The organism is Natronococcus roseus, from assembly GCF_043677095.1.
Lineage (GTDB): Archaea > Halobacteriota > Halobacteria > Halobacteriales > Natrialbaceae > Natronococcus > Natronococcus roseus.
In genome coordinates, this window is record NZ_JBHLJR010000002.1 from 37,048 (window position 1) to 49,881 (window position 12,834).

Below are 12,834 nucleotides of genomic sequence, written 5' to 3' on the forward strand. Positions count from 1 at the left end.
CGTTGATACCGGGGGCAAACCCACGATTATCGACACGAACGCTCTCGGCTACCGTCCCGAGCGCTCTCGAGTGCCGTTCCGGATCGCCGTATGTCGACGGCGTCACGGGCGGTCGGTTCGCTACCGGTTCCTCGAGCGTGATTCGGCCGGCCTGTCGCCGATCGCGCCCGGGCAACAGAAGCTATATCCGGATCTCGCGGATAGGTGAGGCCAATGACCGTGGATCTCGTCGTGCGAAACTGCACCGTCGTCACACCGTCCGGACGGACCCCCGACGCCGGCGTCGCGGTCGAGGACGGGACGATCGTCGCCGTCGGACGCGCCGATCGCCTCCCCGAGGCCGAGCGGATCCTCGATGCCGACGGAAACGTCCTCGCCCCCGGCGTCGTCGACTGTCACATCCACAACCGCGAGCCCGGCCTCGAGTACAAGGAGGACTGGGAGTCCGCAACGCGGGCGGCCGCGGCGGGCGGCGTGACGACCGTCGTCGGGATGCCGAACACCGATCCCGTCATCGACAGTCCCGAGCACCTCCAGTTGAAGTACGAGCGCGGCGAGGCCGGCGCCCACGTCGACTTCCAGAGCTACGCCGTCGTCACGAGCGAGAACCTCGAGTTGATCCCCGACCTCGACGATACCGGCGTATTGGGGTACAAAATCTTCCTCGGTTCGACCGTCGGGGACGTTCCCCCGCCGACCGACGGCGAGATCCTCGAGGCGATGGAGCGGATCGGCGAGACGGGCAAGCGCCTGGGTTTTCACGAGGAGAACGGCGAGATCATCGACCACTACACGGCGCGGTTCAAACGCGAGGGGCGAAACGAGCCGATCGACCACTCCCACTCGAGGCCCGTGATCGCCGAACGGGAGGCCGTCGAGCGGATGATCACCTTCGCCGAGGAGACCGACGCGTCGATTCACATGTTCCACGTCTCCTCGGGCTCCGCGGCGGACGCCGTCGCCCGCGGGAAGGACCGAGGCGTCGACGTCACCGCGGAGACGACGCCGCACTACCTCTGGTTCACCGAGGACGTCATGCGCGAGAAGGGAAACGTCGCCCGGATCCAGCCCCCGATCCGCGACGCCGACGAGCGAGAACGCCTCTGGGAGGTCGGGATCGACGGCGGCGCGATCGACTGCATCGCGACCGACCACGCGCCCCACACCCCCGAGGAGAAGAAGGTCGACGACCCGTTCGGGAACACCTGGGATGCGAGCTCGGGGTTCGTCGGCCTCGAGACCGAGGTGCCCGTCGCGCTCAGCTTCGTCGAGCAGGGTCGGCTCACCCTCGAGGAGTGGGTGCGTCGCCACTCGACCCGGCCCGCCCAGGTGTGGGGCATGTATCCCCAGAAGGGCTCGCTGCAGGTCGGCACCGACGCCGATTTCACGATCGTCGATCCCGAGACGGAGTGGACCCTCGAGAGCGCCGACGAGCTACACTCGAAGAACTGCGTGACGCCCTTTATCGGGGAGTCGTTCATCGGCAAACCGACTGCGACGGTCGTCCGCGGCGAGGTCGTCTACGAGGACGGCGACGTGGTGGGCGAGTCGGGGTACGGAACGAGAGTCGACGTCGACTGAGACGAACTGCTGTAACGATTTGCCGGTGCGACCGCAGAAACGGGTCGCAGTCGCGCCGGAAACGACTTACAGCAGTCCGCATGCGGCTGTCCTACTCGAGATCCGCGCCGACCGCGTCCTCGACCGACGAAAAGCCGTCGCGCTCGAGCAGTTCGACCAGTCCGCGGTTGATCCGTTTTGCCGTCCTGGGGCCGCCGTAAACGAACCCGGTGTAGAGCTGGACGAGCGAGGCGCCCGCGCGGATCTTCTCGTAGGCGCTTCTCGCCGAGTCGACGCCGCCGACGCCGACGATCGGCAAGTCGTCGTCGGCGTGTCTCGCCAGCATTCGGATCACCGCAGTCGAGCGTTCCCGAAGGGGGTCGCCGCTGAGACCGCCCCACTCCTCCCCTCGCGGCGAGTCGAGGCCCTCCCGGCTGGTGGTCGTGTTCGTCGCGACGATCCCGTCGAGGTCACACTCTTCGACGATGTCGACGAGGTCGAGCATCGACTCCTCGGGCGAGTCGGGGCCGATCTTGACCAGGATCGGGACGTCGTCGTCGTTCTCGGCCTCGAGGGTCTCGAAGACGGTCCGCAGGTGGTCCGGCGAGGCCTCGTCGAACTCGTCGGGCGTGTTCGGACAGGAGACGTTGACAACGACGTAGTCGGCAAACGGCGAGAGCCGGACAAACACCCGCCGGTAGTCCTCGACCGCCTCCCGTTCGCTCGAGGAGTTCATCTTGCCGACGTTGACTCCGAGCGGGATCTGGGGCGGGCCGTCGCGCTCGAGGCGATCCCGGACCTGCTCCATCCCGTCGCCGTTGAACCCCATCCGGTTGATCATCGCCTCGTCCTCCTGCAGTCGGAACAGCCGCGGCCGGTCGTTCCCGGACTGAGGGTAGGGTGTGACGGTTCCGATCTCGACGAACCCGAACCCCAGCGCCTCGAGTGCGTGGGTCACCTCGGCGTTCTTGTCGAATCCGGCCGCCACACCGACCGGGTTGGAGAACCGACAGCCGAACAGCTCCGTCTCGAGCGCCGGGTGGGCGTACCGGTAGTTCGAGGCGAGCGCCGCTCGCGTCGGCCACGTCGACTGCACTGCTTGCAGTGCCCGTTTGCCGAGGACGTGAGCCGTCTCGGCGGGGAGTTTGAACGCGAGTGGACGGACTCGCGAGTACAGCGTCATTGGTTACTACTGGGAACAGCGGGAAGGTAAACCCCTCGAAACCCGTGTTCGGCGGTCGGAGTCTCAGGGACTCTCGAGCAGGGCCATGATCGCCCCGCCGCCGCCGACGCTCATCCCGACGAGCCCGCGCTCTACGTCCTCGTCCCGGAGCTGGTACGCCAGCCCGGTCGCCAGCATCCCGCCGGAGGCGCCGATCGGGTGGCCGAACGCGACCGCGCCGCCGCGGGGGTTCATCCGTTCGCGTGGAACGCCGATTCGGTCCATGACGTACACCGACTGGGCCGCGAACGCCTCGTTGATCCAGAACGCGTCGACGTCGTCCGCCTCGAGGCCGTTTCGCTCGAGCAGGCTCGCGACGACGTCGCCGACGGCCTCGTTGAACTCGTCGGGGTCCCGGTAGACCAGTTCGTAGTCGGCGACGGTCGCCATCGGCTCGAGCCCGCGGTCCGCCGCGACGTCCGCGTCAGCCAGCAGCACCGCGCCCGCACCGTCGCTGAGCTTCGAGGCGTTACCCGGCGTGATCGTTCCGTCCTCGCGAAAGGAAGTCGGAAGCTCGGCGAGATCGGCCAGCGTCGAGTCGGGCCGGGGTCCCTCGTCGGTCTCGACGGTCCCGCCTTCCGTTTCCACGGGAACGATCTCGTCGTCGAACGCGCCCGACTCGATCGCCTCCGCGGCCAGGCGATGGCTCTCGAGGGCGTACTCGTCCTGTGCCTCGCGGGGAACGCCCTCGCGGTCGACGAGCCGTTCGGTGATCTCGCCCATGTGGACGTCGAGGTTGACGTCCCACAGCGAGTCCATGATCATCGAGTCCTTCAGCGTCGCGTCGCCGTGGCGTCGTCCCGTGCGGTAGTCCGGTAGGATCCACGGCGCGTTCGTCATCGACTCGAACCCGCCGGCGACGGCGAACTCGGCCCGGCCGGCCGCGATCCGATCGGCCGCCAGCGCGATCGCTCGCAGCCCCGAGCCTGAGGCCTCGTTGACCGTCGTCGTCGCCGTCTCGTTGGGCAGAACGGACTCGACGACGGCCTGGCGACCCGGCACCTGTCCGATCCCAGCCTGGATCGCGTTCCCCAGGGCTACCCAGTCGATCTCCGCGCCGGAAACGGCGGTTCGCTCGAGCAAACCGTCCAGTGCCGTCCGTCCCAGCTCGACGGCTTCGACGTCGGCGAGCGATCCGAGCAGCGTTCCGTGTGGTGTCCGTGCGCCGTCGACGACGACGATCTCACCCGTCATACGAGCGGTAACGACGCCCAGCAGGATCAATCGTCGGGGTGAGTCGCATCGAGCGAATCGCTCCCGCCCGCGTCGACCGCCCGCTCGTCGATCGAGTCGGCGTTCGGGCCGAACTCGCGCTCGAGCAGTTCGGGCACGTCCTCGGGAGTGACGTCGGCGTACCACTCGTCGCGGGGCTGGATCGCGATCGCCGCCCCGTCCTCGCTACAGAGGCCGAGACAGCCGGTCGTCGTGACGCCGATCGGCGACCAGAACGCGCCACGCTCGCGGAGCCAGGATGTGACCGCCGCGAGAGTCTCCTCGGCACCGACGTCGCCACAGCAGGCGTAGTCGGAGTCGCGGTCGTTCGTACAGACCAGCACGCACGCGCCGAGACGCTCCCGCTGTCGGGTCGTTTGTCGTCGCATAGTCAGGGACTCGTCGAGCGACGATCGTTCGGGCCGACGATACCAGCTCTCGAGGGCGTCTCACGGCGCTCGAGCCAGTTCACCGACGCGGCGAGGATCGCCCAGATCGCGGCCTGGCTCAGCGCGGCCATCGCCTGGTACGCTGAGACGAGTTCGCCGGCCAGCTCGGGGTGGGTTACGATCGTCGGTGCGACCGTCGAGAGGACGACCGCGGTCGCGACGATCGGCACCGTAGCGGCGACGATTCCGAGCGCACGGTGTCGGGAGGCGAGTCGCCCGTACGACCCGATCGCGGCGATCGAGACGAGCGCGCCGAGCACGACGAGCCCGACGTAGATCGCCAGTCGCAACTCGACGGTGTACAGCTGCTCCGCGCCGGGGGCCGCGGGCGGGAGGACGAGCCACGGCGTCGCCGACACCGTCAGGAATCCGGCGCCGGCGAGGACGAACGCGCTGCCCGCACCGCGGCCGGGAAGCGCCGGCTCGAGGAAGTACAGCGCGATCGCGAAGACGCCGCCGAGGAAGATCGCCCAGAGGACGCCGCTCCCGACACTGACGATCGCCGTCGTCGTCTCGGCGACGGCGTGGGCGTGGTCGTGACCGTGGCCGTGATCGTGGCCGTGGTCGTGTTGTGCGTGGTGAAGGTACTCGCTGAGCGGATTCGCGACGAACGCCATGAACAGCCCGTACGCGAGGCCGGCGATCACGCCCGCCTGCACGCCCCGGCGGAGGTAGTCGTAGAGCATCGGTTTAGTGGCAGGTGATCCCCGCTGCGTGCCGGAAGTTGTGCATCGCGTCGTGTGCGAGCGGGTCCTGCAGGAACACGAGCACGAACGCGATCCCCGCGGCGAACGTCAGGCCGGTTGCGGCCTGGATCGGCGTTAGCACCGCCCGTGCGGCGTCGATTCGGTCAGCAACGGTTTCTTCGGCCATGCAAATCAACTTTATCTACTGAAAGTATGATTGTAAAGGTTGTGGTTCGATACTGAACCGGTCGACGACGCCGACCTCCGCGGTTATCGCGTCTATACGACCGTACCGGACGATCGGTCGATTCGTCGTGGATGCTTGCTCCCTGCTCTACTCGAGTTGGCGGGCACGCAGTGAGGACGTCGCGGCGTCCGCACCCGAATCGGGGGTGTGCGTCCGGTCCACGCGACCTGATCGCGAAGAATCTAACATATGGAGGGCGATTTCCAATATTAGACATCGGGCAAGAACAACGAAGCGCAGCTTCCGACTATTTATCGATTCCCCTCGCGTCGGCGGATAACGAAATAGTTTTCCTACGTCTGGCGCTTGGTCCGACTAACGAGAAGAGAGCTATGAGTAGCAAACGACGGTCACCAGGAGGAATCTGCGGTGGCAGCTGAGCGACTGCACGTACCGCTGTCGGACACGGTGGCCGTTCGACAGGCGGTCTCCCGTGGGACCAACGGCCGAACGCCCGCGTCGATCGTCTCCCCGTGTCGCCCGGTCGATGCGGGTCGGAAGTACCGAGGGAGGTGGGCGACGTGAGCGACACGAACGGCGTGCTCGTTCCGGTGAGCCCATCGCCGACGCTCGAGGAGACGGTCGAGTACGCCGTCGACACGGTCGAGAACGGGGACGGAAGTGGCGCCGTCCACCTCGTCCTCACGGCCCCGGGCCACCACGTCGGCAATGAGGGTCTCGACCGCGACGAGACGCTTCTTTCGACGGCCGAGAAGTACGCGACCGAGGCAGCCGGGAACGGCGTCTCGATCCGGACGAGCCTGCTCGGCACCGACGAGTACTTCGCCGACCCGGTGAACCACTTCGAGCTGCTGGTCGACTACGTCGCAGAACACGATCTCGACCGGGTGATTATCGATCCCGACTACTCCGTCGACGCAACCGCACACGTGCTGCAGAGCATGGAAACGGTGCTGGCCGAGTCGAACATTCGGTACGAGGTCGCGCCGGTCTCGAGAAGCTGGCGACCGACCGGTCCGGAGCTGATTCGCGGCGGCGTCATCGCGGCCATGGCGTTCGGATTCTACGTCGCCCTGGGTGGGCCGACCTATCCGTTTGCGCTCTGGACCGGAGCCGTGACCGCACTGATAACCGCCGTGCTCCTGCGGAACGTCGCGTTCGAGCGGACTCCCCACGTCGGCTCCGCGCTGGCGACGCTCGGTCGCGGCGTGGTGTTCGTCCCCTACCTGCTGTGGGAGATCGTCAAGGCGAACGTCCAGTTCGCCTACGTCGTTTTGCACCCGTCGCTGCCGATCGACCCCTGTCTCGACCGGGTCGACGCCGCGGTCGGCGACGGTCTCTCCGTAACCGCCTTCGCCAACAGCATCACGCTGACGCCGGGGACGCTGACGGTCGACACCGTCGGGAGCGAACTGCTCGTCCACTCCCTGGCCCCCTCGGCCCGCAAAGACCTCGCCGAGGGGCTTCACGAGCGGGCAGTCCGGATCCTCTTTTACGGCCGCGAGGGGGGCGATCTTCCCGGACCGCTCGCTCGAGGCGACATGGAACCGGTCGTGCAGTCGGCCGACGCCGTCGCCGGAGCCGGAAGGGACGCGGAAGCGGAGTCCGGTGGTGAGACCGATGACTGAGATCGCCAACACGGCCATGATACTCGGCGCGGCGATCGTCGTGGTCCTTGCGATCGCGGTGTTGTACCGTGTCGTAGCCGGCCCGACGACGCACGACCGGGTGGTTGCGATCAACGTGATCGGAACCAGCACCGTCATCATCCTGGCGCTGATCGCGGCCGGACTCGATCGGCCGGAGTATCTGGACATCGCCATCGTCTACGCCATCCTCAACTTCGTCCTGAGTCTGGCGGTCGGTCGGTTCTCCTACCGGGCCGAGGAGGTGAAGTGGCGATGACGCTGCTAACGGCTGTAATCGTCCTCTTCGTGGCGCTTGGCGTGTTCTTCACGCTGGTCGCCGCCATCGGCGTGCTCCGACTTCCGGACGTCTACACGCGCTCGCACGCAGCGACCAAGGCCGACACGCTCGGTGCCGGGTTCACGATCGTTGCCGTCGGGATCTACTTCGGTACCACGGGCGAGATTCTCCGAACGATCCTGCTGCTCGTGTTCATCTACATCACGAATCCGACGGCAGCCCACTCGATCACCCGCGCCGCGTACAGTCAAGACATCGAGGTCTGGACGACCGACGAGAACGACACTACCGCGGAACGCGGAGGTGACTCGCCATGATGTGGCTCGGACTCGAGCTCGCACTCATCCTGTTCGTCGTCGCGGCCGCAGTGCTGGTCGCGTTCGCGCGCGACATCGTCGGCGCGATCGTTACGTTCGCCGCGTTCACCCTCGGAATCGCGGTGATCTGGGTCCTACTGGCCGCGCCGGACGTCGCGCTGATCGAAGCGGCGGTCGGCGCCGGCGTCACGTCGGTGCTGTTCCTGATCACCGTGATGAAAACGACGGGCATGTCCGGCGAGAGCGAAGAGACCGCCGCTCGAACCGCCGAAACCGACGGCGGGAGCGCCGCCGACGGAGCGTTCCGGCCGATCAACGTGCCGGCGCTGATGATGGTCGGCGCCCTCGCGGTCCCGATGGGCTACGTCATCCTCTCGCTTGACCCCGTCGGCGCCGAGAACGCGCCCGCGGTCGCCGAGACCTACGCCGACGGCGAACTCACGCCGTACGGCCACTACATCGAGAACACGCTCGAGGAGGCCGGATTCCCCAACGCGGTCGTCTCGGTGCTCGTCGTCTACCGCGGACTGGACACGCTCGGCGAACTCATCGTCGCGTTCGCCGCAGCAGTGAGCATTCTCGTCGTACTCGAACGGGAGGACATCCTATGACCGGTGACGACGCACCTCGCGATGTCGACGAGAGCGACGACGGGATGGGCTCCACCTCGGAGTCGCGCCCCGACAGCGGCACCGATACCGACGCCACCGACGAGGACGTCCACGGCTACGTTCCAGAGGACGACCCCGATCCGAAAGAAGCGGTTACCGAAGAGCAGCCGCGGACGGATACGCAGGATACCGCCGAAGACGCCCGCTCCGGAGGGGTCGTCGACGAGCGCGTCGAAGAGACCACGTCGCCGGTCATCCAGACTCCCGTCGTCAAGACGGTAGCGCGGATCCTGACGCCGTTCGTCGTGGCGTTCGGTGTCTACCTGACCCTGTTCGGAACCAGTCTCCCGGGCGGCGCGTTCCAGGGCGGCGTCGTGATGGCGTCGGCGATCGTTCTGATCGGGCTGGCGTTCGGCTTCGACCCGACCCGCCAGTGGATCGATCCGCGGGGGCTGGCCGGACTGTTCGTGCTCGGCGCGTTCCTGTTCGGCGGGATCGCCGTCGCCGCGGTCCCGCTCGGGGGTGCAATCCTCGAGCTGTTCGTCTTCCCGCTGTCGGTCGAAGACATGGTCAAGCTCGCCGAGGTCGCGATCGCCGCCCTCGTCAGTGGCGTGATCACCGGACTCGTGATCTGGCTCGCGGCCGGCTACGAGAAGGCCGAGAAAGGCGGGGACGCCGCGGGCGAGAGCGACAACGGAAACGGAGGAGACAACGCATGATCGAGGGAACCTATCACTACTATCTGGCGGCGTTCACGCTGTTTCTGATCGGGACGTACATGATGATCGACAACCCGAACCTCATCAAGAAGGTAATCGGGCTCAACTTCGCCCAGATTTCGGTCTATCTGATGCTCGTGACGATCGGTTACGTCGAGGACGCGAACCCGCCGATCATCGGACTCGGCGAGCCGTACTCCAACCCGATGGTTCACGTGCTCGTCCTGACGGCGATTGTCGTCGGCGTTTCGCTGACGGCGCTCGCGCTCGCGCTCGTGATCCGGCTCTACTCGGAGTTCGGAACCTTAGACACTCGCGAGATCGAAGCGATGATCGCCGCCAGCGAGGGCAGCGACACAGAGACGGGAGGTGAAGGCGATGACTGAGGCGATCGTCGCGAGCGCCGGGACCGAAACCGTCGACTCGCTGCGACCGCTCGCCGTACTGCTCGTCCCGTTGCTCACCATCGGGCTGATCTTCCTCTCGAAGAACCGACCCAACGTTCGCGAGGCGTGGTCGATCCTCGCCGCCGTGGCGATGTTCGGGATCGTGGCCAGCATGGTCCCGGACGTCCTCGAGGGGCGGGTCCACGAAACCGATCTCGGATTCTTCGTCGAGGGTATCGAGCTCATGCTCCGGGCCGACGAGCTCGGCATGCTCTTTGCCCTCGTCGCCAGCGGCCTCTACGTGGTGACCGCAATCTACAGCATCGGCTACATGCGCGGCCACCACGAGCCGTTCCAGACGCGCTTCTTCGCGATGCTGTGTGCCAGCGTCGGCGCGGCGCTGGGCGTCGCGTTCGCGTCGAACCTGTTCATGCTGCTGGTCTTCTACGAGGTGCTGACGCTCGCAACCTACCCGCTGGTCGCCCACGACGAATCCGAGGAGGCCCGGGTTTCGGGGTACAAGTACCTCGCGTACGCGCTCTCGGGCGGACTGGCGATCTTCGGCGGGATGCTCGCGATCTACTGGCTGACCGGCAGCATCACGTTCACTCGAGGCGGTATCGAGGGAATCGCGGACGTCGCGGCAGCCGATCCGTGGGCCGCACGCGGGGCCTTCGCGCTGCTCGCCGGTGGTTTCGCGGTGAAGGCCGGCGTGATGCCGTTTCACTCCTGGCTGCCCAGCGCGATGGTCGCGCCGACGCCGGTTTCGGGTCTGCTACACGCGGTCGCGGTCGTCAAGGCCGGTGCGTTCGGCGTCGCCCGGACCGTAATCGACGTCTTCGGACCCGGAGCGGTCGCCGACATCGGCATGGGGTTGCCGCTGACGATCGCCGCCGGTGCGACGATCCTCATCGCGAGCCTGTTCGCGCTCCGGCAGGACAACCTCAAGGCACGACTGGCGTACTCGACGATCGCGCAACTGTCGTACATCGTGCTCGGGCTCTCCCTGCTATCTCAAATGGGGCTGATGGGCGGGTTGCTCCACATCCCGGCGCACGCGTTCTCGAAGCTGACGCTGTTCCTGTGTGCCGGGGCGCTGTACGTCCAGCTCGACGTCAAGTACATCAGCGAGATGGCCGGGGTCGGCAAGCGGATGCCGATCACGATGAGCGCGTTCGGGCTCGCCAGCTTCAGTATGGCCGGCATCCCGCTGATGGCCGGCTTCGTCAGCAAGTGGCATCTCATCTGGGGCGGGGCCGAAGCGGGCTACCTGCTGGTCGTCCCGCTGCTCGTCATTTCGGGGGCGCTGAACGTCGGGTACTTCTGGCCGATCGTCTACACGGCGTTTTTCGAATCCGAAGACGCCGCCGGCCAGAAGCCGGTGCTCGAGAACCCCTTCGGCGGCTCGCCCGGCGAGCGGGCGTACCGTCCGGACGGGGGCACGTCCCCGGACGACGACGACCAGCACGAGGACCACGACCACCACGGTCGTCCCGAGCTCCCTCCGGCGGACGGATGGGACCGCTCCGACTGGCGCGGCGGGGAGACGACGCCGTTGTTGCTCGTCCCGCTGATGACTACCGCGACGCTGATGCTCCTGTTCGGCGTGGCTCCGGACTACGTCGTCTTCTTCGATCTCATCGAGGGAATCGTCGACGGAGCGATGGAGGTGTCTGAATAATGAACGAACTACTCTCGATTCCGCCGGCGCTGATCGTCGCCGTTGCGGCCCTGATCGTACCGTTCGCCTCTCGGCGAATCGCCCACGGCGTCAGCGTCGTCTCGCTGCTGGCCGTCGTCGCCTGGGCGCTGCTCGTCCCCGACGGCGTGGGTCCGACGTACACCTTCATGGGTCTCGAGATCATCGTCGTCGCAGTCGACGACTTCTCGAGGCTGATGGCGATCATCTTCGGTGGGTTCGGCGCTGCCGCGGTCGCGTGGGCGTACTTCGCCGGCACCGACAATCGCCACCTCCTGTGGGGGCTGGCCTACGTCGCACCGTCGATCTGGACGGTCACGGTCGGCGACTGGCTCGGGCTGGTCGTCGGATGGGAAGTGATGGCCATCACGAGCACCGTCTTCGTCTGGCTCTCCGGCGGGACCGCGGTGCGGGCGGGCTATCGCTACGCGCTTGCACACGGTATCGGCGGGAGCCTCCTGCTGGCCGGGGTCGTGCTCTACCTGTTCGCAGTCGATCCGAGCCCGACCGCCCTCCACTTCGACGGAACGGGGATCGGCGGCGTTCCGATCGAGGTCGCCGGGAGCACGGTGTCGCTGGCCGCCGTCCTCGCCGGCGTCGGCATCGGCGTCAACACGGCGATGATCGGACTCCACAGCTGGCTGCCCGACACCTACCCACAGCCCCACGTCGCCACGTCGGTCTTCCTCGCCTGCTACACCACGAAGACCGCCGTTTACGCCGCCTACCGTGCGTTCCCCGACGGGAGCGTCGTGCTCGCGTTCGTCGGCGCCGGGATGGCGATCTACGGGGCGAGCTTCGCGCTGGCACAGAAGGACATGCGACGGCTGCTGTCCTACCACATCCAGTCCCAGGTCGGGATCATGCTCGCCGGCATCGGCGTCGGCTCCGCGCTCGGGATCGCCGGCGCGTTCGCCCACCTGTTCAACCACATCCTCTACAAGGGGCTGCTGTTCATGGCCGCCGGCATCCTGATCCTCCAGCTGAAGGAAAACCGGCTCGACAACTTCGGGGCCGTCGGTACCTCCGCCCCGATCGCGCTGATCGTCTTCCTCATCGGCGCCATGTCGATTAGCGGCGTCCCCGGCTTCAACGGCTTCATCAGCAAGGGAATGGTGATGGACGCCGCCGACTACGACTTCGCGTCCGACCTCGTCATCTTCGGTGACTTCTCGATCGACGTCCTGTTCTGGATGATCGTAATCGGGAGCATGGGGACGTTCGCGTCGTTCATCAAGTTCGGCTACTACGCCTTCCTATACGGCGACCCGATCGAGACGACCGACGCGAACCTCGGGCACGCGGTCGTCTCCGGCGCCGTCGCCGCCGCCTGTATCGTCTTCGGCGTCTACTACCAGGCGCTGGTTCCGTACCTGCCGATGGCCGGCGAGCTCGATCTCCACCCCTACTCGTCAGCCCATCTGTTCAAGGCCAGCTATCTCGCCGCCGGGGGGATCGCGATCTTCGTCCTCGGCAAGCCGATCATGGACCGGCTTCACGGAGGGTTCGACGTCGACCAGCTCTACTATCCGGCGACGTTCTACGGCACGCGCGCGCTGTCGGGCGGCATCGGTGCGGTCTACAACCGGGTCAACGACCTGGTCGTCGGCACCGGCTGGCGGCTCGTCGGCGCCGTCCACGATCCGAACACGGCCATTCGAGGAACGATTCCCGACCGCTGGCGAGACGCCTACGACCGCCGGTACGAGGAGACGCCCGGGAAGACCGGCGGCAAACTCGGGGTCGGCCTGACGGTTTACGTGGCCGCAGGCGTGCTCACACTCGCACTCGCTGTCGCACTCTTCATCTAACAATGACCGGGAACCTAACGAAGACGAC

The 12,834-nt window shown here is 66.7% G+C and carries 14 protein-coding genes; 9 read left to right on the forward strand and 5 right to left on the reverse strand.

Annotated features, from left to right (window positions below; genetic code table 11):
• Nucleotides 1-213: 213 nt before the first annotated feature.
• Complete coding sequence (allB, locus tag ACFEMD_RS04865) at nt 214-1,581, forward strand: allantoinase AllB (protein WP_394739816.1); 1,368 nt, start codon at nt 214-216, stop codon at nt 1,579-1,581.
• A 91-nt stretch (nt 1,582-1,672) separates the two neighbouring features.
• Here allB and ACFEMD_RS04870 read toward each other — a convergent pair whose 3' ends face one another.
• The 5 genes from ACFEMD_RS04870 to ACFEMD_RS04890 form a co-directional block, all read right to left on the reverse strand.
• A complete protein-coding gene (locus ACFEMD_RS04870) occupies nt 1,673-2,743 on the reverse strand; it encodes a quinone-dependent dihydroorotate dehydrogenase (protein WP_394739817.1) in 1,071 nt (356 codons plus the stop codon).
• 63 nt (nt 2,744-2,806) lie between these two features.
• The gene (locus tag ACFEMD_RS04875; RefSeq protein WP_394739818.1) at nt 2,807-3,976 is read right to left on the reverse strand and encodes a thiolase family protein; all 1,170 of its coding nucleotides are present in this window, start codon (nt 3,974-3,976) and stop codon (nt 2,807-2,809) included.
• 26 nt (nt 3,977-4,002) lie between these two features.
• Nucleotides 4,003-4,383 (reverse strand): (2Fe-2S) ferredoxin domain-containing protein, encoded by a 381-nt coding sequence (locus ACFEMD_RS04880; RefSeq protein WP_394739819.1) that lies wholly within the window; start codon nt 4,381-4,383, stop codon nt 4,003-4,005.
• Between the two features lie 2 nt (nt 4,384-4,385).
• Nucleotides 4,386-5,129 (reverse strand): CbtA family protein, encoded by a 744-nt coding sequence (locus ACFEMD_RS04885; RefSeq protein WP_394739820.1) that lies wholly within the window; start codon nt 5,127-5,129, stop codon nt 4,386-4,388.
• Between the two features lie 4 nt (nt 5,130-5,133).
• Nucleotides 5,134-5,316 (reverse strand): CbtB domain-containing protein, encoded by a 183-nt coding sequence (locus ACFEMD_RS04890; protein ID WP_394739822.1) that lies wholly within the window; start codon nt 5,314-5,316, stop codon nt 5,134-5,136.
• Between the two features lie 572 nt (nt 5,317-5,888).
• Here ACFEMD_RS04890 and ACFEMD_RS04895 point away from each other — a divergent pair.
• Genes ACFEMD_RS04895 through ACFEMD_RS04930 form a run of 8 tightly spaced genes read left to right on the forward strand, consistent with a single transcriptional unit; the run spans nt 5,889 to nt 12,806 of the window.
• The gene (locus ACFEMD_RS04895) at nt 5,889-6,965 is read left to right on the forward strand and encodes a monovalent cation/H+ antiporter subunit E (protein ID WP_394739823.1); all 1,077 of its coding nucleotides are present in this window, start codon (nt 5,889-5,891) and stop codon (nt 6,963-6,965) included.
• Nucleotides 6,958-7,242 carry a cation:proton antiporter gene (locus ACFEMD_RS04900; protein ID WP_394739824.1) on the forward strand — a complete coding sequence of 95 codons (285 nt, stop codon included), beginning with the start codon at nt 6,958-6,960 and terminating at the stop codon, nt 7,240-7,242. The genes ACFEMD_RS04895 and ACFEMD_RS04900 overlap by 8 nt, the downstream gene beginning before the upstream one ends.
• On the forward strand, nt 7,239-7,580 hold the full coding sequence (gene mnhG / locus ACFEMD_RS04905; protein ID WP_394739825.1) for a monovalent cation/H(+) antiporter subunit G: 342 nt from the start codon (nt 7,239-7,241) through the stop codon (nt 7,578-7,580). The genes ACFEMD_RS04900 and mnhG overlap by 4 nt, the downstream gene beginning before the upstream one ends.
• Nucleotides 7,577-8,191, forward strand: a complete 615-nt coding sequence (locus ACFEMD_RS04910; protein ID WP_394739826.1) for a DUF4040 domain-containing protein — start codon at nt 7,577-7,579, stop codon at nt 8,189-8,191. The genes mnhG and ACFEMD_RS04910 overlap by 4 nt, the downstream gene beginning before the upstream one ends.
• Nucleotides 8,188-8,910, forward strand: a complete 723-nt coding sequence (locus tag ACFEMD_RS04915; RefSeq protein WP_394739827.1) for an MnhB domain-containing protein — start codon at nt 8,188-8,190, stop codon at nt 8,908-8,910. The genes ACFEMD_RS04910 and ACFEMD_RS04915 overlap by 4 nt, the downstream gene beginning before the upstream one ends.
• Nucleotides 8,907-9,296 (forward strand): sodium:proton antiporter, encoded by a 390-nt coding sequence (locus ACFEMD_RS04920; RefSeq protein WP_394739828.1) that lies wholly within the window; start codon nt 8,907-8,909, stop codon nt 9,294-9,296. The genes ACFEMD_RS04915 and ACFEMD_RS04920 overlap by 4 nt, the downstream gene beginning before the upstream one ends.
• Nucleotides 9,289-10,977 (forward strand): proton-conducting transporter transmembrane domain-containing protein, encoded by a 1,689-nt coding sequence (locus ACFEMD_RS04925; RefSeq protein ID WP_394739829.1) that lies wholly within the window; start codon nt 9,289-9,291, stop codon nt 10,975-10,977. The genes ACFEMD_RS04920 and ACFEMD_RS04925 overlap by 8 nt, the downstream gene beginning before the upstream one ends.
• Complete coding sequence (locus ACFEMD_RS04930) at nt 10,977-12,806, forward strand: Na(+)/H(+) antiporter subunit D (RefSeq protein ID WP_394739830.1); 1,830 nt, start codon at nt 10,977-10,979, stop codon at nt 12,804-12,806. The genes ACFEMD_RS04925 and ACFEMD_RS04930 overlap by 1 nt, the downstream gene beginning before the upstream one ends.
• Nucleotides 12,807-12,834: the final 28 nt, after the last annotated feature.

Bases quoted from the DNA above. Each gene is read 5' to 3' on its own strand.
- allB (WP_394739816.1), top strand. From the start codon at position 214: ATGACCGTGGATCTCGTCGTGCGAAACTGCACCGTCGTCACACCGTCC.
- ACFEMD_RS04870 (WP_394739817.1), bottom strand. From the start codon at position 2,743: ATGACGCTGTACTCGCGAGTCCGTCCACTCGCGTTCAAACTCCCCGCC.
- ACFEMD_RS04875 (WP_394739818.1), bottom strand. From the start codon at position 3,976: ATGACGGGTGAGATCGTCGTCGTCGACGGCGCACGGACACCACACGGA.
- ACFEMD_RS04880 (WP_394739819.1), bottom strand. From the start codon at position 4,383: ATGCGACGACAAACGACCCGACAGCGGGAGCGTCTCGGCGCGTGCGTG.
- ACFEMD_RS04885 (WP_394739820.1), bottom strand. From the start codon at position 5,129: ATGCTCTACGACTACCTCCGCCGGGGCGTGCAGGCGGGCGTGATCGCC.
- ACFEMD_RS04890 (WP_394739822.1), bottom strand. From the start codon at position 5,316: ATGGCCGAAGAAACCGTTGCTGACCGAATCGACGCCGCACGGGCGGTG.
- ACFEMD_RS04900 (WP_394739824.1), top strand. From the start codon at position 6,958: ATGACTGAGATCGCCAACACGGCCATGATACTCGGCGCGGCGATCGTC.
- mnhG (WP_394739825.1), top strand. From the start codon at position 7,239: ATGACGCTGCTAACGGCTGTAATCGTCCTCTTCGTGGCGCTTGGCGTG.
- ACFEMD_RS04910 (WP_394739826.1), top strand. From the start codon at position 7,577: ATGATGTGGCTCGGACTCGAGCTCGCACTCATCCTGTTCGTCGTCGCG.
- ACFEMD_RS04915 (WP_394739827.1), top strand. From the start codon at position 8,188: ATGACCGGTGACGACGCACCTCGCGATGTCGACGAGAGCGACGACGGG.
- ACFEMD_RS04920 (WP_394739828.1), top strand. From the start codon at position 8,907: ATGATCGAGGGAACCTATCACTACTATCTGGCGGCGTTCACGCTGTTT.
- ACFEMD_RS04925 (WP_394739829.1), top strand. From the start codon at position 9,289: ATGACTGAGGCGATCGTCGCGAGCGCCGGGACCGAAACCGTCGACTCG.
- ACFEMD_RS04930 (WP_394739830.1), top strand. From the start codon at position 10,977: ATGAACGAACTACTCTCGATTCCGCCGGCGCTGATCGTCGCCGTTGCG.